The 16,586-nt window shown below is 29.7% G+C and carries 15 protein-coding genes; 5 read left to right on the forward strand and 10 right to left on the reverse strand.

All coding sequences use genetic code 11. From position 1 onward, the window contains the following. Nucleotide 1 precedes the first annotated feature (1 nt). The 5 genes from ACODST_RS05470 to ACODST_RS05490 all read right to left on the reverse strand — a co-directional run bounded on the left by ACODST_RS05470 (nt 2) and on the right by ACODST_RS05490 (nt 4,411). Nucleotides 2–1,006: a DHH family phosphoesterase gene (locus ACODST_RS05470; RefSeq protein ID WP_488931108.1), complete on the reverse strand. Its 1,005-nt coding sequence runs from the start codon at nt 1,004–1,006 to the stop codon at nt 2–4. A gap of 287 nt (nt 1,007–1,293) precedes the next feature. Further along, nucleotides 1,294–2,550 (reverse strand): voltage-gated chloride channel family protein, encoded by a 1,257-nt coding sequence (locus ACODST_RS05475; protein WP_488931109.1) that lies wholly within the window; start codon nt 2,548–2,550, stop codon nt 1,294–1,296. Nucleotides 2,551–2,649: 99 nt separating this feature from the next. After that, entirely contained in the window at nt 2,650–3,033 is a 384-nt protein-coding gene (locus ACODST_RS05480) for a RidA family protein (RefSeq protein ID WP_035648901.1), read from the reverse strand. Nucleotides 3,034–3,198: 165 nt separating this feature from the next. Further along, on the reverse strand, nt 3,199–3,504 hold the full coding sequence (locus tag ACODST_RS05485; RefSeq protein ID WP_488931110.1) for a chaperone modulator CbpM: 306 nt from the start codon (nt 3,502–3,504) through the stop codon (nt 3,199–3,201). Then, nucleotides 3,497–4,411, reverse strand: a complete 915-nt coding sequence (locus ACODST_RS05490) for a DnaJ C-terminal domain-containing protein (protein ID WP_488931111.1) — start codon at nt 4,409–4,411, stop codon at nt 3,497–3,499. The genes ACODST_RS05485 and ACODST_RS05490 overlap by 8 nt, the downstream gene beginning before the upstream one ends. A gap of 317 nt (nt 4,412–4,728) precedes the next feature. Here ACODST_RS05490 and ACODST_RS05495 point away from each other — a divergent pair, with 317 nt between their 5' ends. Beyond that, nucleotides 4,729–5,439, forward strand: a complete 711-nt coding sequence (locus ACODST_RS05495; protein WP_488931112.1) for a hypothetical protein — start codon at nt 4,729–4,731, stop codon at nt 5,437–5,439. A gap of 132 nt (nt 5,440–5,571) precedes the next feature. On the opposite strand, the gene ACODST_RS05500 is transcribed toward ACODST_RS05495, so the two are convergent. After that, entirely contained in the window at nt 5,572–6,099 is a 528-nt protein-coding gene (locus tag ACODST_RS05500) for a hypothetical protein (RefSeq protein ID WP_488931113.1), read from the reverse strand. A 394-nt stretch (nt 6,100–6,493) separates the two neighbouring features. Here ACODST_RS05500 and ACODST_RS05505 point away from each other — a divergent pair, with 394 nt between their 5' ends. Further along, complete coding sequence (locus ACODST_RS05505; protein ID WP_488931114.1) at nt 6,494–7,966, forward strand: phage integrase SAM-like domain-containing protein; 1,473 nt, start codon at nt 6,494–6,496, stop codon at nt 7,964–7,966. Nucleotides 7,967–8,026: 60 nt separating this feature from the next. Here the strand turns inward: ACODST_RS05505 and ACODST_RS05510 are convergent, their stop codons facing one another. Beyond that, nucleotides 8,027–8,542, reverse strand: coding sequence for a hypothetical protein (locus ACODST_RS05510; RefSeq protein WP_488931115.1), 516 nt, complete (start codon nt 8,540–8,542; stop codon nt 8,027–8,029). A 136-nt stretch (nt 8,543–8,678) separates the two neighbouring features. Here ACODST_RS05510 and ACODST_RS05515 point away from each other — a divergent pair, with 136 nt between their 5' ends. Beyond that, the gene (locus tag ACODST_RS05515; RefSeq protein WP_488931116.1) at nt 8,679–9,308 is read left to right on the forward strand and encodes a recombinase family protein; all 630 of its coding nucleotides are present in this window, start codon (nt 8,679–8,681) and stop codon (nt 9,306–9,308) included. A 69-nt stretch (nt 9,309–9,377) separates the two neighbouring features. Here ACODST_RS05515 and ACODST_RS05520 read toward each other — a convergent pair whose 3' ends face one another. Together ACODST_RS05520 and ACODST_RS05525 are read right to left on the reverse strand one after the other, a co-directional pair. Next, entirely contained in the window at nt 9,378–10,664 is a 1,287-nt protein-coding gene (locus ACODST_RS05520; protein WP_488931117.1) for a restriction endonuclease, read from the reverse strand. A 70-nt stretch (nt 10,665–10,734) separates the two neighbouring features. Next, a complete protein-coding gene (locus tag ACODST_RS05525) occupies nt 10,735–11,538 on the reverse strand; it encodes a hypothetical protein (RefSeq protein WP_488931118.1) in 804 nt (267 codons plus the stop codon). A 206-nt stretch (nt 11,539–11,744) separates the two neighbouring features. Between ACODST_RS05525 and ACODST_RS05530 the strand changes: the two genes are divergently transcribed. Together ACODST_RS05530 and ACODST_RS05535 are read left to right on the forward strand one after the other, a co-directional pair. Beyond that, nucleotides 11,745–12,032, forward strand: a complete 288-nt coding sequence (locus ACODST_RS05530) for a hypothetical protein (protein WP_488931119.1) — start codon at nt 11,745–11,747, stop codon at nt 12,030–12,032. 45 nt (nt 12,033–12,077) lie between these two features. After that, nucleotides 12,078–15,491 (forward strand): hypothetical protein, encoded by a 3,414-nt coding sequence (locus ACODST_RS05535; protein WP_488931120.1) that lies wholly within the window; start codon nt 12,078–12,080, stop codon nt 15,489–15,491. 45 nt (nt 15,492–15,536) lie between these two features. Here ACODST_RS05535 and ACODST_RS05540 read toward each other — a convergent pair whose 3' ends face one another. Then, complete coding sequence (locus ACODST_RS05540) at nt 15,537–16,508, reverse strand: hypothetical protein (protein ID WP_488931121.1); 972 nt, start codon at nt 16,506–16,508, stop codon at nt 15,537–15,539. Between the last annotated feature and the right edge of the window lie 78 nt (nt 16,509–16,586).

A 16,586-nucleotide genomic window follows, 5' to 3' on the forward strand; every position in this document is an offset into this window, starting at 1 on the left:
GTTATAATTTTAGTTTAGTTACTAAATCTTCAAACTTTTTAACTGTTTCTTCCATCGAGACTTCAGATCTTCCTCCGGCTGCATTGACATGTCCGCCACCGTTAAAGTGGTCTCTTGCAAACTGATTAACATCAAAACCTCCCTGAGAACGGAAAGAAATTTTAATGATTTTTTCATCCTTATTTTCAATAAAGATAGCGGTAAAAACTATTCCTCGTATACTTAATCCGTAATTAACAATTCCTTCTGTATCGCCTTTTACATAATTAAAAGAATCCAGTTCTTCCTGGGTCAGGGTCATATAAGAAGTTTTATGCTCTTCAAAAATTTTCATGTTTTGTAAAGCCCGGCCTAATAACTGCAAACGGCTGAAGGAACTGTTATCGTATAAGAGAACCGGAATTTGAGTATTCTCAACTCCCAAATCAATTAATTCGGCAATAATTCGGTGTGTGTTTCCTGTAGTTCCCGGAAAGCGGAAAGAACCAGAATCGGTTAAAATTCCAGTATAAATACAGGTTGCAATGGTTTTGTCGATATCTTCCTTTTTGTTCAGGAAAGTAATAAAGTTATAGACCATCTCACAAGTTGAGCCGTAAGAAGTATCAGAATACATATAAGCGGCATAATCGTGAGGCTTTTCATGATGATCGATCATGATAAACGGAACGCTTAGTTTTTCAAGTGTATATTCCATTTCACCCGTACGGTGAAAAGCATTGAAATCAAGTGTAAAAATTAACTCGGCTTCTTCTAATATCCTGGTACAGTTTTCAGTGTCTTTTTCAAAGATTTTAACGGTTTCAGAACCTGGCAGCCAGGCTAAAAAGTCCGGAAAATCATTTGGGGCAATGACCGTTGGCTGATGTTTATTTTTAAGTAAAAAATGGTATAAAGCTAAGGTAGAACCCATGGCGTCCCCGTCTGGTCCCCTGTGCGGAATTATTGCGATCTTCTTTGGCGCAGCAAGCAATAATTGTATTGCCTGAATATCTTGTATTTTCATAGTGTGCGAATTTACATTTTTTTAATGTAATGCTGAAAATATTTTTAGGGGCTGTGTTTAAGAGGTTAGAGATCAGCAGAAAGTTTTAACAGTAAGTTATATGACATTTTTAGTTGGATTGAGGACATTTTTCTGAGCATTTACTGTTTTTTATGCAGGAACAAGGTACACAGATAGTACAGATTCGTTATTCCAAAAACAAAGATTTAAACGGATTGTTTTAGGAATGTTTTAACTAGGAATTTAGATTTTGGAATTTAGATTTTGGAATTTGGAATTTAAATTTTTCAGAGATTCTCTAGTTCTTTTTTATGAAACCTTTGATACAATTTATACTTAGCGCCTCTTACGATCTGAGATTTATAGATACCTACAGAGCCAGATGAAAAATAGGCAGTTACACAGCCAATGGCAATAAAGATTCCGGGCTGTATGCCAAATAATTCTATTCCCATAATCGTACAGGCAATGGGAGTATGAGTAGCACCGGAAAAAACAGAAACGAATCCAACTCCGGCCAATAATGCTATGGGTAACGGAATAAATACAGATAAGGCGCTTCCCAAAGCTGCACCCACAAAAAATAAAGGAGTTACTTCACCACCTTTAAATCCGGCACCTAAAGTAAATCCGGTAAATAAAATTTTAAGAAGGAAATCGTACCAATCGGCAGGAACTGAAAATGATTCAACAATAACCGGAACGCCAAGTCCTGAGAATCTAGTAAATCCCAAACCGGCAATAGCAATAGCCAGGACAACTCCGCCAATAACAGGTCGAAGCGGCGGATATTGAATGTTTTTTGAAAAAAGCGAGCCCCAAAAATGAGTGCTTCGGGAAAATAGTAAAGCGGCAAATCCGGAAAACAGACCTAAAATCAGTATGTAAAGAATAGCCGTAAAACTAAGTTCAGGAACAACCGGGATGTTATAATGAGTATGTTTTATTTCCCAGAATTCAACGGTAAAATAAGCAGCGTAAGCTACTAAAAAGGAAAGAAGGATACTTTTTAAATTAATTTTACTGAAGTATAAAACTTCCAAGGCAAAAATGGCTCCGGCCAGAGGGGTTCCAAAAACAGATGCAAAACCGGCACTGATGCCCAGAATAATTAAAATGCGGCGTTCGTAATTGTCCAGCCTGAAAATCTTGGTGAACTGATCGGCTATGGCTCCGCCCATCTGTACTGCTGTTCCTTCACGCCCTGCTGATCCTCCAAATAAATGCGTCAGTAAAGTGCCTAAAAGTACCAAAGGTGCCATTTTAAACGGAATGACTTTTTGGGGCTTTTCATATTCTTCCAGCAGTAAATTGTTGCCTTTGGTTACAGATTCTCCCCAATAGTAATAACTGAGGCCTACTAAAAATCCGCCGAAAGGCAAAAGCCAGATAATCCAGTCATGATGAATTCTGAATTGGGTAACCCATTCTAAAGAAACTAAAAAAAAGGCAGAGGCAGTTCCGGAGAAAATACCGATTAAGGCGCAGATCACAATCCATTTAGGAATGGAAAGTAAAAATTGTTTTGGAGTTTGAGGAGTCATTTTAATTTACAGGCCTGTTTTTAGCCGTGAATTCACAAATTTAAACAATTGTTATTTTTAAATAATAAAATAATTTGTGAATTCGCGGCTGAAAAAAAACTATTGTACAACAGCTGTAAATTCGATTTCAACTAAATATTCAGGAGCAACTAATTTACTGATTTCGTAAAAGCCTGTGGTAGGTTTTACATCTTTAAAGAATGCCGAGTGTGCTCTGGCGACTTCTTCAAAAGTAGATACATCAGTTGTAAAAATGCGGGTTCTGATCACGTCTTTAATCCCTACATTTAAGTCTTCTAAAACTTTTTCAACACGTTCAATTATATTATAAGTCTGGGCATAAGCATCGTCGGCTTTTACTTTATCGCCGTCTACAATGGCTACAGTACCGGATACTTCAATGATATTACCAATTCTTACAGCACGACAGTATCCCATTTTGTCTTCCCATGGCGATCCTGTTAAAATGTTTTCTCTTTTCATTTTAAGTGTTTTTTTGAATTGTTTTTTCTTAGTTTTAAAAACAAATTCGGGTTAATTAATGTGCTGCAATTTAGGAAATATGTCCGGTAAAAAGTGGTGTATTATTTTGAAATCACACCCAAAATATCTCTTTTTTGTGATATTTCAGAAATGCCGTTTACAGGATTATTCGGTTTGGTTTTCTTCATAAATTCGGAGTTTATTTTGTGTGTTTTTGAGATGCTGTTGTAAAAGTTCAATTTTGTTTAATAAATGATAAATAGCATCAATTCCTTCCATATTGATATTGAGATCATAGTGCATCCGCATCATTTTTTCCAGAACCGGCAGCTGTTCCGGCTGTAAATATTCGTCATTTTCTTCGATAATAATTTCAACTAAACCATAAGTACTGAGTTCTTTTATAAAAGTACTTTCAATTTCGTGATAGACGCAAAACTGTTTTATCTGGATTAAATTCTTGTTACTCATGATGTCTAAGTTTAGATAATTCTGCAAAAAGTTCTTTTTCTTTTTGGGATAACCGGGTTGGAATTTTCAGGTTATAGGTTACATATAAATCCCCAAACTGATTTTCCTTTTTATAAACCGGAAAACCTTTTCCTTTTAATTTGACTTTGGTTCCCGGCTGCGTTTCGGCAGGAACTTTGATTTTTACTTTTCCGTCAAAAGTTTTAACATTGATTTCTCCTCCCAGAACTGCGGTATAGAGATCCAGATCGACAGTCGAATACAAATTATGGCCTTCTCTTTTAAAATCGGAATTGTTGGAAATAGTAAACGTAATATACAAATCACCGTTTGGGCCGCCATTAGCACCCGGTCCGCCATGCCCCGGAATTTTAATAACCTGTCCGTTTTCTACCCCGGCAGGAATGGTAATACGAATATTTTTACCATTAACCGTCAGGCTTTGTTTGTGAGTAGTATAAACAGCTGCCAGATCCAGTTCCAGTTCAGCATTAAAATCCTGACCTCTGTATTTAGACTGGCTGCGGCTGCTTCTGGCTGATCCGTACATCGAATTGAAGAAATCGGAAAAATCACTTTCTGAAAAATCCCCTCCAAACCCGGAAAAATCAGAATTACCGCTCTGCTGTCGGGAATATTGCTTCTGATTGGGATCATAACCTGCTTTTTCAAATTCTTCGGCATGTTTCCAGTCTTTTCCATATTTATCGTATTTTTTACGATTTTCGGCATTGCTTAAAACTTCATTGGCTTCATTAATTTCCTTGAATTTTTTCTCCGCTTCTTTATCGTTCGGATTCAGATCAGGGTGGTATTTCCGGGCCAGTTTTCGATATGCTTTTTTTATATCGGCTTCAGTGGCTGATTTGGTAACATCCAATACTTTATAATAATCGATATACTCCATTTTGATGAGATTTTATAAATGGTAAATAAAGTCCTGAAGTTAAGAATAAACGGCTAATTATCAAAATTATGTGCCTGTTTTAAAAGTGAAAATGAGCTGGGTTTTAATAAATCAGGGTATGGAATTTGAATTTTTGACTATGGAATTTATTTTTGGAAAAATAAAAATACTGGCAGGTTTTTTGATTCCAAAAATTAGCCTAATATATTGTTATAATAGTCTTAAAGTTGTCGCACCAAACTTATTTATGCTATTTTTGCGATGCTGTACTTTGATTTTATAAAAAATTACAAAGCCGATTCGATAACCCCTTTTCAATGAAGCAGATTTTATTTTTCATACTATTTTTTACCGCTGTAACCATTTCAGCGCAGACTGAATTTGGAACTAAATACAAGCCAATTCCGGCTCCAAAGTTTAGCACAAAGAAAAAAACACCAATTCCGCAGGTTAAAGATCCGCAGGCCGAAACGGCAGATATTCCGGAAATCAAAACCCCAAATGTTTTTGATAATACCAGCATTACCCCAAAATCAAAATTTCAGATAGGACAGGAGAAAAGTACTTTTTCGATGTACCAGCAGAATGATTTTGCTAATCCGGGTGATCAGTATGTAGACAAAATGGAAAAAGACCTGAATAAGGCTTTAAAGGATGCCGGTTTAAGAGAAGGACGGGGTACATTGGTTAAGAAAAATATTTCGCTGGGGGATTTTAAAACACAATCACAATATTTTATTGTAAAACTCCGTGATTTTGGAGCCATTGACGGCGATTTGGTAAAAGTGAGCTCAAACGACCTGGTAATTGCAAGTCAAATATTACTTGATTCAGGCTTTAAACAGGTTAGAATAAATCTTGCAAATGGTTTTAACAAAATAGACTTTGAAGCTCTAAATATTGGTTCGTTAGGCGGAAATACAGCTGAAATTCAAATTTACGACGATAAAGGCCAATTAGTTACCAATGATTACTGGGATAATCTGGCGGCAGGTTTTAAAGCTTCGATTGTGGTAACAAAAGAATAATTTTTTTGAATTTTTAATATACTGAGATTTTTAATCAGATGGTATAAAAAATGAGGTTCTGTCTTTAGAACCTCATTTTTTTATTTGTGTTTAAGTTTCTAAAAAAACTTAGCAGCTCAGAATCTTAGCGTCTTAGAATGGATCTGCCGTAACTTTAAACTTCATATTGGTTTTAACCGTGACATCTTTGGTAAGGGTTTCTTTTAAAGTAACCTGTGTGCGAATTTTGTAGCTGTCTGATTTGATGTATTCGTCTAATTTTTTATCCGTACAGATCAAATCCAGTGAATTAGATGAAGTGTTGATGTCGTCCTGATAAGCCAGCTCAATTTCATTAGAATCCGTTGTTGATATATATATGTGTATCGATTTTAAAAAGGTAAACGTTTTATCAGAAGGATCTGAAATAGATAAGCTAAGTGATCTGAGTTTTACATCCTTTACCAGACTGGCTTTGGTTTTATTGTTTTCAAATTCGGCCGAAGAGTTAGTGGTTACTTCCGGAGTGATTATTTCTGTTGGTAAACTAAGAGGCGATGTACTTTTGATTTTGATAGAGGCTTCATTGGAAATAGTAAAAGTTAATAAATCATCTACAGCATCACAGGAAGTCAGGAAAACTAGCACGAAAGCCGTCAGGGCAATAATTTTTGATTTCATAGTTAAATGTAATTGGGTTTTTCGTTACGTACGAAATAATCGGGTTTCTGGATTTGTTTTTTTAAGCCCCAAAGAGGCAAAGGTTTAGAAAAACAAAGAGGAAAAACTTTATTAACCATATAAACATCTGATTCTTTGTCTTTTTGAACTGCCATTGCTTAGAATCGGAACGCTGAAAAAAAATATTTATTTTTTCAACGTTCCGATTTTTAAGATTCGAATATAAAAAGTATTTTTGCGCATGCAACACAACGTATATTTTGTTTGTTTTTATTGTGCTTAAAATGACGTAGTTATATTTTTAAGCCACTTCTTTTTTGAAATATTTTAGTCGTTTATTTTCCCACTTATTTCCCACTTCATATATTTGTTAATTATCTAAAAAGAATATTATATGAAGGCAAGCATTGTATTTTCAGAAAAAAACAAGGGAGATGAGAAAGGTTATCTTTTCGTAACTTATATAGAAAGAAAAGGGGAATTTGTAAAAAAGAAGAAAATTAGTTTAAATTATAGTTTGCCTAGAAGACAATTTGAAGATTACTTTAATAAAAGTTTCAACCAGTTTGAGCCAAATAAAAAAATCAATTTTGATGAAATTAATAGTAAGATTAGGAAAAAACTACTAGAAAATCCTTTTTTAAAAAAAGAAGAAAAAAGCAGCCATTATTACCAGTTTTTGAGTTATATGCAAACAAGAAAAAATCTAAAAAATAATTATTCGACTCAAAATACCTATGAAAGTAGTTCAAATATGTTTAAGAAATTTTTATTCTATAAGTATGAACTTGCCGATATTGATTTTGATGAAATAGACAACGATTTTATTACAGAAATGAATAATTATTTCACAAGTGAATCTTTACAGTCTTCCACCATAAGATTTTATTTTAATAACTATTCTACAGTTTTTAATAATGCGATTAGTAATAATATTTATATTGGTAAGAATCCTTTTAATGAATATCGAGTTAAAGTTAATCCTAAGCCAAAAAAGATTTTGTCATATGAGGACGTACAAAAATTATTGCGAATAAAAAAAGGAGATTTGTATTTTATTGAAAGTAGAATGTTTTTGTTTTCTTTATTCAGTAATGGATTAAGATGTGCAGATATGATGTTGATGAAAAACGAAAACATTCAGAAAGAATACATAGAATATTTTCAAACTAAAACTAATATTCCAATTAAGGTAAATTATGGTGATAAGATTATATATATATTAATGGAGATATTTGGTTTATTAAATCATCTTAAAGATATAGAATCAAATTCAAAAATTCTTAAGCCAGAAATAATTTCTTATAGAAAAGCAAGGTTTGTTTTAGAAACAAAAATAAAAAGGGACTATAATAGGGTAGATGAAAAATATGAGATTTATTCCGGTTTTAAAATAAAGTCTAGTGATATAGAATCCAAAACTATAATTGATGAGTTAATTAAAGTTGAAAAGCAAATTAACTTGAAATGTAAACGAGTTATTAATCGACATATTGAAAAATTAGATCCAAAAGAGTTACTGTTTAAGGATTTTGTAAAGTCAGACTGTTTTAAAGATTATAATAATAATCAACCAATGAATAAATTGCAGTTTGATACTTATAAAAGTAGATTCACTTCTTATAATGCAAAGTTAAAAAGAATGGCAAAACGATATGAATTATCTATTAGAGATATAACAACGCATGTTTCTCGTTTTACATTTACAAATCTTTTATTAGAAATGAAAGATATTAATCTTAATGATATTAGAATTGCATTAGGGCATACAAATTTAGCAACAACGCAAAAGTATATACAGACAGGATTTGATTTTAAAAAATCTGATTTGGTAAATACTGCAATTAATTACAAGTTTAGGAGATAAAGATTTTTTTTAGGATATTTTAATTTTAAAAGATTACATGTATTATGAGAATTTCGGGCTTTAATAAGTTTCTAATTTCTTAATTTTATTAAGATTGAATAGATAGATATGTATGGTTGCTTCCCAACGACTATCATTTAAAAATGCAATTTTAAAAGTAAAATTATCGAAATTTTCATCTTGCTCAATTAGAGTCTTTACTTTTAAAATTGAATCATCGACAAATTCATTAAAATCAATAAATTTTTGCTCGTCTCTTTTTAGACGAAATATAGTTACGGTTATTAAATATCCTTCGTAGAACTCATTGTTTTTATGTTCCTTATATGTAAAATTTGTATATGTATAGCCCGAATATTTTTTTGGAAAGATTTCTCTATAAATATTTGAACGAGTCTTTCTTTTTAGTAAGCTATAATAATCATCGGATAATTTTTTATACAAATTGATTACCGAAGACTGCATAACAGCCTCATAGGCTGTTTTATTAACATGCAAGGAGTATGTATCATCTAGGTCGGACAGATCAAAACCTATAAATCCAATTTCCACCCACTCTTTGAATTTTTCTATCATAAAAACAAATGTATTAAAAGATATTTATTTGATGAAAAATGTACCAAGTTTAAAACGTATCATTTTAATCTATTTTAAATAAGGTTGTATGATATATTTTGTATCTTTATAATTTAAAATATTAAAATGATACAAAATGAAAGTTGTTATATATTCAAGAGTTTCAACAAATAGTCAAGATTACAAAAGACAAACAGAAGAGTTAATAGAGTTTTCCAAAAATATGAAATATCATGTTTCTAATATTTTTGAAGAAAAAGTTTCTGGAGGAAAAACAAATGAAGAACGACCAGAACTGATGAAGATGGTAAACTTTGTCAAAACCAATAAGGTTGATAAAGTTCTTTGTTGGGAATTAAGTAGATTAGGGAGAAATACGATTGAGGTTTTGAAAACAATTCAATTGTTAAATGATAATTGTATTTCTCTTTACATTAAGAATCATAATATTGAAACTCTCAACGAAAAATGTGAAATAAACCCAATGTCACAATTCCTAATTCAAATTTTGACTTCTGTAAGTGAAATGGAAAAAACGCAGATTAGACAGAGAATAAAATCTGGATATGATAGTTACAGAAAAAATGGTGGTAAAGTTGGTAGAAAAGATGGATTTAAAAAAGATTCTGAGACTATTTTAGCTGAAAATAAAGAAGTTGTAAAGTTGTTAAGACAGGGATATTCAATTAGAAAAATAATGAAATTAACTGATAGAAGCAGTGGAACTGTTCAAAAAATAAAAAAACTAATAGATTACAAAAATTAAAATGATATACTTTATTAGTATAAGTTTCAATTTTAATTTTTAAAAGGTAAAGATAAATATTATTTAAAATTATTTTAATACAAATTGTTTTGAAATCAGATCTTCTAACCAAATACCAACATCTAAATCTTCACTGTAGAGATATTGTTCAATGTCCTTATTACTTACTACAATTAAATTAATGCCATCCCTAATTAAGTTATTGATATGAGTTTTAAAAGGTTTGGTTACTCCATTTATAGCTACAAAAATTCCTAAATTGACTTTGCTTCCTGATTCACGATATTTGCTTTCAAAAACTCTTGCTTCAGCCACTCCTACCGGTGAAGACCAGTTTTTACACTCAATTAAGACAAATGGACTATTTAAACTTTTAACAAAATCGTTTTTCGAAACATTTTTAAGTATGATGTCCAGTTCTTGAGTTTCGGTTAATAATTTTTTAGCTAAAACATCAAAACCAAATTTTTTATGAAATAAAGATGCTATGAAATCTTCCAATTTAGTTCCTTTAGAAATATCTTCCTTTTTAAGAGAATTTAGTTTTTTCCATTTTTCTGTTAATTGAATTCTTTCGTATTCTTTATTATAAGTTTCATTTCCTCCAAGTATTGCATCGAATGTCTTTGTATATGTTTTTGCTTTTAATGCAAGTGAATCAATTGAATCTTTGATTACATCCATATTTAATCCTTCCATTACCCATTCTTTCATGTCTAATTTTACTTTTGTCCTTTTGTTTAAGGTTTCAAGTATTAAACGTACTTCATAAAGCCAGGCAATTTCAGGTAAATTTTCATGAGCATAATTCAAGAAAATTCCAAAGGATGTTGCTTCTATTATGTTAACATCATTAAGGTATTTCATATCAACAGTGTCTAGACTTGGAATTAAAGATCTATCATCATATAAATGCGATTCCAGTTTTATCTTGCTCTTAAGTACTTCTATTGAACATAAAATATCATTCTTGCCATTACTTTCGTTAATCCTTTTTATTTGATTGTTTAATTCCTTTATTCCTTTTTTTGTTTCCGGAGTTTTATCTATTTCCAATTCATAAAAAAATTTACGAGCATTTAGAGTTGAAACTCCCCAGTGAATTAGTCCTTCTCTGTAAGAACTGTACGTTGAAATGAAGAAATCCAAGGTTAATCCAAGTTTGTCTAAATTTGATATAACCTGACCTACTGTTGCTTCAAAGCCAACAAAATCATTCGAATCTGATGACAAATTGATTATATTCTCGCCGATAATTTTATGATGTCCAAAAAAGAGTAATGGCACCTCAATTGGCAAATTCTTTCTCCAGTTCCAATTGTATCGACCTATTTTTAACTCTGTATACCATCCCATATTTTATGATTATTTTTTTGTCTATTGGTTGATTTCGCAATTGCACGCAAAGTATTGGCACTAGAAAACTTTAATTTGAGGTTTTGTTTTCATTATTGTTTAATGTCTGTTTTACAAATTCCATAAAACTGATGCCTTTCTGTGTAATCCTAAAACCATTATTAAAAGGTTCGATGAATTCTTTTTGCGTAAGAAAGGTTTGAACTTTAGGAGTAATTAAGGAATTGCCATAAACATCGTTTTTAGTTAATTCAGTATTTTTTACAAACTGGAAATCTGTTGGATGAAATTCACTATTAATCATTAAAATTCTGAAATCATTAATTTCTTTTTCTTTTTCCCTTTCAGAAATAGTTTTTTGTAAGATTTTTGTTAAATCTTGAATTTTGTTTTCATAGTCGTCCACTATGGATTTATTAGAGTTATTAATAGTGTCTAATCTATTTTGTAATGCACTAATTTCTTTTTCAAAATCATCAGTTGTTTTGCTTCTAGTTCTTTTGTCTTGCAGTTCCAATTCTTTTACAACGAGTTCTATTTGTTCACTTAGCTCATTATTTTTAGCTTGATAAATTGTTCTCAATCTTTTCTTTTTTGCAGGTGCTAATAAAAAATCAATAACTGTCATAATATGAGGAATACCGACTGTAAAGAAAATGCCAAGAAGAAAAGGGCCAATTACAGCCATTGCATTACAATATTCAGAATTGATTACAATAATTTTTTGAGTTATAGTAGTCTTTTCAAAAAGAAACAATGAAATTGGTCTCCAATTCCATAAGATGAACGATAATAAATATGCCCCACTAATTGGTGTTTTTACACGATCTTTGGAAGAATCAATAATTTCTTTTAATAAGTCTGAAATAGTCATTCGTTTAGTTAATAAATGATTTTAATTTGTTAATTTTTATCTAAGCTACAGAAAATGTTAGGTTTTTCGTTGTTAAAATGTTAAAGTTATTCACTGATTTATTAAGAAAAAATATATAGCAATATCTCAAATCTATTACGAACAAAATAAGTGTTCTTTATTGCTTTTGTTTATATTTGTTTTAAATCTTAATGTAAATTATTAGTATGAGTAAAAATATTAAAAACATAGCAATAGTAATAAATCTATTGATTTTTATTCTATCAATTTTTTGGATCAATAACTCTAATTTTGATATTGAACCATTAACTGTTTTTTTAGGTCAATTACTATCTTTAATAGTTTTAATATTTGGTGACACTTTACAAAGTAAATTTTCAATTAAAAAAGTATTTAGTTCTACTGTAGATATCGACACATCAAAAAAAGATACTTCAGATTTTGATATCTCTGATATAAAAAACAATTCAAAAGTAAAGATCAAAAAAAGATAATAATTAGTGGGTATCTTTGATAAAATATTTGGTGGCAAAAAGAAAATGGAAGCTATAGACATCAGTCATTTGAACAATTCTAATGTCCTAGTTTTACAAACGGATTCAAAGATAGATTTCAAAGATATTTCTTCCCTTTTTAATAATAATCGATATGGTGATATAGTTATTGAAGATCCAAATTCTTATAACGGATCTTTAACTATTTTATCTAAGAATATTAGTTATAGAAAGAATACAATCAATGATATTTTAAAAAAATGGGAGAATAAAACATGGCTAAATATCTATGGGGGTTATGATACGGGAAAGTCACATATATCGTTATTATTAAGTAATCACTTAAAGTACCATTATTTAAGCTTTAGCTTTAAAGATTTATCTGAAGAAGAATTTAAAAAAATATTCTTATTAATAACTAAGCAGATCATTTCATATGATTTTAGTCAAGTAGAGAATGCTCTAGTTATATTTGATGATATCCCTCAATTAGGATTTGATAACAGTACAAATCAACTTTTTATACAACTTTTTAAGTATTGTAATTCTAACGGTATTAAAATACTTTCAACTTCTAATTATAAAATTCATCTCAAAATTACTGAACAGGTAAGTGATGATTTCGAACAGTTACAGGTTCCTTTACTAAATAAAGAAGAAATAGAAGAGATTATATCTACTTATACTAATGATAAATCAAAAGCTACATATTCTACTATAATAGAAGTAATTTCTCAGGGAAACCCCATATATGTTCAGATTATTTGTAAATATTTAGAAAGTGTAAAATGGAGTCTCTCTGAAGATGAATTTGCCTTGTTTATTTCTGGAAAGGCATTTAATGAATTTGATGATGAAATATATCAAAAATTACTTGATACGACACAAGATGAGAAATCTAGAGAAATTTTATATCGATTAAACATCATTAGTGGGACAATATCAAATGAAAAAATTGAAATTGTTTGCAATGTTAACCCAGCAATAAGTTACCCTTTTGAAAAGATTAGTACCTTATCAGGAACATGGTTGCAGAAAAATAGTGATCAAACATATTCTGTTTCCCCCTTGATAAAAAGGCTAGGAAGCAATAATTTATTGTTAGAAACAAAAAAAGAGATAAATAATGGTTTAGCTCATAATATATTATCTAAAAAAAATATTTCACAGTATGATGCTCAATCTGCAATAAGTCATTTTATAGAAGGAGAATCTTTTGATGATGCTGGAATGGTAATGGCAATGGGTTTGCAGTTTTATTTTAATCATCCAGAGACTTTTATTGAAACATTATTTTCAAAATTATGGATGAGTACAGATTTGCCTAGAAAGATGAGCGTTACCCTGAAATTAGCCATAAGGATTTTACAGTTGCATATTTTGGTTGATTTAGAATTTAAAAAACATGAAAAGTTTGATAAAAAGAATAAGTTTTTTATTAGAGAGGATTTAGAAAAAATAATTCAGCTAGAAGATGTTCAGCTTATTGAGATTAAAAATTTAGCGAATCTCATTTTGTTTAAAAGTTATACAGAAGATAATGTTATTCGCTCATTGGATTATTTTATTTTATTGAATGAAAAAAATCAAATTAATTTTAAAGAGCAAGATAAAACAGTATTTAATAATTTATGGTTAACATTAGATAAAATATACGAAAAATTAGAAATTGAGAAGTGGTTTGAAAGTTATGCAAAAATTGAAAAATCTGAAGATTTTTTTGAAGAAGACATAATACATATTTTTTCGAGAAGGCTTTTTGATAATATCCTTGAAAGCAAAAAGGATTGGCACGAGATTATAGAAACTTTAGATTTTATTGTAGATAAATCTATTTATAATAATCTAGAGCTTTTAGGAGCTTATTCGGTAAAATCCAAAATTTTTATTCTTTCTGAAAAATTAAATAATTTGCCTGATGCACAATTGTATTTTAATTCGATAAAAGATTCTTTTACAAAACCCTCAGCACAGTTTATAATAAAAGATGAATTTGGAAGACAACAATTTTATAAAGAAAAAAAAGAAGAAGCATTAATAAATTTATTAGATGTTTTAGATGTAGAAATATATACAATAGCAAGAGTTGATAGTCTGCTTACTATCGCAAGAATATTTGGCGAAAAAGACAAGAATATAGCTCATTTTTATACAAAAAAAGCAGTCGATTTTCTTCAGGATAAGCTTAAAACAACAAAACTTTCAAGATCAAAAATAATATGCGAATACGCTATTTCGTTTTGGCTTTTAAAAGATTCTAAAACTGCAATTTACAAATTCGCTGAAGCTTATGAAATATTATTAGATTCATATGAAGAGATTGATAATTTTAGCAACGTAGATGATTACAATGTAATTGTTCTTCAAATAGGGAGTGCACTAAACTACATTTATCAATCATTGTGTTTTGGAAAACCACCCACAAAAACAGAAGAGGGGGGAGAATATTTAGTTCCCGCAAGAGGTATTTTTAATAGTAATTATGATTCTAAACTTCTTCATGAATGGTATTATGATGAAAGGAAGTATATGAATTGTTATTTACTTGTTCAATCGTTTGAATATCTTAATGATAAAGAAAATGCAATAAAATGGGCTAATTTTTCTTTTGAGTTAAATAAAAAAATAAACCTTTTAACTTTCAAAAGTACATTAAGAAGTATTGTTGTTTACAAAATTTTGCAAAATAAGTATCAAGAAACTATTGAAGTTGAACAAGAACTTGATGAGTATGAGAAAACCATTAATTTTGAAATGGCAGATGAGATTATTAATAATCAACAAAGAAAAATGTTTGTTGCTTTATTTGATAAATTGCCTCCATTAGATGGTAAAGATGAGTATTATTTCACACATAATTTAATTCCAATTCTTCTGCAAGAATTAACAAACTTGTTAGGAAATAAAACTAATGAAAAGAATATAGTTGCCAATTTAAAAAAGCATTTAAGCTATACTGATTTTTTATATCTAGATAAACAAGCAATACAACACATTTTATATATCTTCGAACACTTTCCTCAAAATTATAATGCTTGTCAGAAATTAATTCGTTGGGTAAATGACATAGAGTCTGAAAATGAAAGGGCTATCCAAATTATTTGCTACATAATTTGTTCTTTAAATTTATCTACAAACGATGCTCTAAAAATGCATCTGGCAGTAATGCCGTATTTAGAAAAGGTTATTAAAGGGCTTTCTAAAGGAGCTCATATATTTGTTTTATATCAATTTGTATACAAATTTTGGACACAGAGAGTATTTACTAATCCAAATGATTTCAGTCATCTAGATAAGTGGCAAAAAAACTTAAATCAAAGCATAAACACTAAAAGCGAATTTAAAATCTTATCAATTTATGCTTTGATTAGTATGCATTTGCAATATATTCCAAACGAAAGTGAACAAAAATGGATGATGCCTTATATAGATTATGTGCGTGAAGAAGAAGAGTTTTGAAATAATTCAAATGATAAATTCCTTGTAATTAGACAGATTAGGTAATTATAAAAAGGATTCCTTAAAATCTATGTTAGGATATTTATTTTTGCAATATTCAAGAATCGTATATACTTCAGCATCTCTAACAATCAAAGAATCGTGAACAGGAATAGCAAAGTCAGTTGGGATATTTTCAAGTAAATCATCAATCCAAATTTTAGACTCTACTCTTTGTAGATAGGAAGAAGCATCTTTGTAGTTTTTGTTTTTAAGACTTTTTATGAACTTTGAAGTAGTAGGAAATATAATATGAATTTTGTAATTTGGAACATAGCCACTTGAATTTAAGAAGTACATAAATAAATCTTTTGCCTGTTTCCTATCGACTAAATTTAATTTTTGAACTAAATATGTGTAAAAATCTGTTTCAAAAGCTTCTTCATAATTTTTGTCTACAATTCCTTTTTCTTTCATAATATTTAGAAGAAGTTTGGGTTGAGAACATTTTGCATCAATTATCGCTAGTCCTTTATTCTTTAAATCCTCTTTATAGATTGATATTATTGGATGATGTACTCTTCTTCCAAAAGTGTCTCTAGATATTTTACCAAAATATCCCAATTGTTTCATTGAATGCTCTATTATTGAATACCATCTACATTTTCGTTCATTATAAAAATCTATATCTTGAATAATTCCTTGTGTAATATCAATAAGGAATTTATATTTTATACATATACCTTTCGAAACATTGTAAAATTTTTTTTCTACTGATTCAAAGAGAGATTCAGGATGTTGCTCTAAGCGTGTAAATGGTTTTAGTAGGGATGCTTCTTGTAAAGCAATTAGGGTTCTTTTGTAGCGTTTATTTACTTTTTCTAGATAAGTTGATGGTACAGGAAAATACCCATGTTTATTCTGCCTTTTTGACATTATAACAAGAGCTGCATAAATTTTATATCCGTTTTTTTGTACTGTTCTATTTCCTGTTTTGGAAATGCAATCAATGACTTCTTGAGGTATGATAATCTTCATATAATAATTTTTAATTCTATTATTATATGTGAAATGGATATTTTGTTTAGTTGCTAATTAATTTTCATTAAAAGTGAG

Source organism: Flavobacterium sp. FG19 (genome assembly GCF_057809475.1).

Bases quoted from the DNA above. Each gene is read 5' to 3' on its own strand.
- ACODST_RS05540 (WP_488931121.1), bottom strand. From the start codon at position 16,508: ATGAAGATTATCATACCTCAAGAAGTCATTGATTGCATTTCCAAAACA.
- ACODST_RS05495 (WP_488931112.1), top strand. From the start codon at position 4,729: ATGAAGCAGATTTTATTTTTCATACTATTTTTTACCGCTGTAACCATT.
- ACODST_RS05470 (WP_488931108.1), bottom strand. From the start codon at position 1,006: ATGAAAATACAAGATATTCAGGCAATACAATTATTGCTTGCTGCGCCA.
- ACODST_RS05505 (WP_488931114.1), top strand. From the start codon at position 6,494: ATGAAGGCAAGCATTGTATTTTCAGAAAAAAACAAGGGAGATGAGAAA.
- ACODST_RS05525 (WP_488931118.1), bottom strand. From the start codon at position 11,538: ATGACTATTTCAGACTTATTAAAAGAAATTATTGATTCTTCCAAAGAT.
- ACODST_RS05520 (WP_488931117.1), bottom strand. From the start codon at position 10,664: ATGGGATGGTATACAGAGTTAAAAATAGGTCGATACAATTGGAACTGG.
- ACODST_RS05535 (WP_488931120.1), top strand. From the start codon at position 12,078: ATGGAAGCTATAGACATCAGTCATTTGAACAATTCTAATGTCCTAGTT.
- ACODST_RS05530 (WP_488931119.1), top strand. From the start codon at position 11,745: ATGAGTAAAAATATTAAAAACATAGCAATAGTAATAAATCTATTGATT.
- ACODST_RS05475 (WP_488931109.1), bottom strand. From the start codon at position 2,550: ATGACTCCTCAAACTCCAAAACAATTTTTACTTTCCATTCCTAAATGG.
- ACODST_RS05480 (WP_035648901.1), bottom strand. From the start codon at position 3,033: ATGAAAAGAGAAAACATTTTAACAGGATCGCCATGGGAAGACAAAATG.
- ACODST_RS05515 (WP_488931116.1), top strand. From the start codon at position 8,679: ATGAAAGTTGTTATATATTCAAGAGTTTCAACAAATAGTCAAGATTAC.
- ACODST_RS05485 (WP_488931110.1), bottom strand. From the start codon at position 3,504: ATGAGTAACAAGAATTTAATCCAGATAAAACAGTTTTGCGTCTATCAC.
- ACODST_RS05490 (WP_488931111.1), bottom strand. From the start codon at position 4,411: ATGGAGTATATCGATTATTATAAAGTATTGGATGTTACCAAATCAGCC.
- ACODST_RS05510 (WP_488931115.1), bottom strand. From the start codon at position 8,542: ATGATAGAAAAATTCAAAGAGTGGGTGGAAATTGGATTTATAGGTTTT.
- ACODST_RS05500 (WP_488931113.1), bottom strand. From the start codon at position 6,099: ATGAAATCAAAAATTATTGCCCTGACGGCTTTCGTGCTAGTTTTCCTG.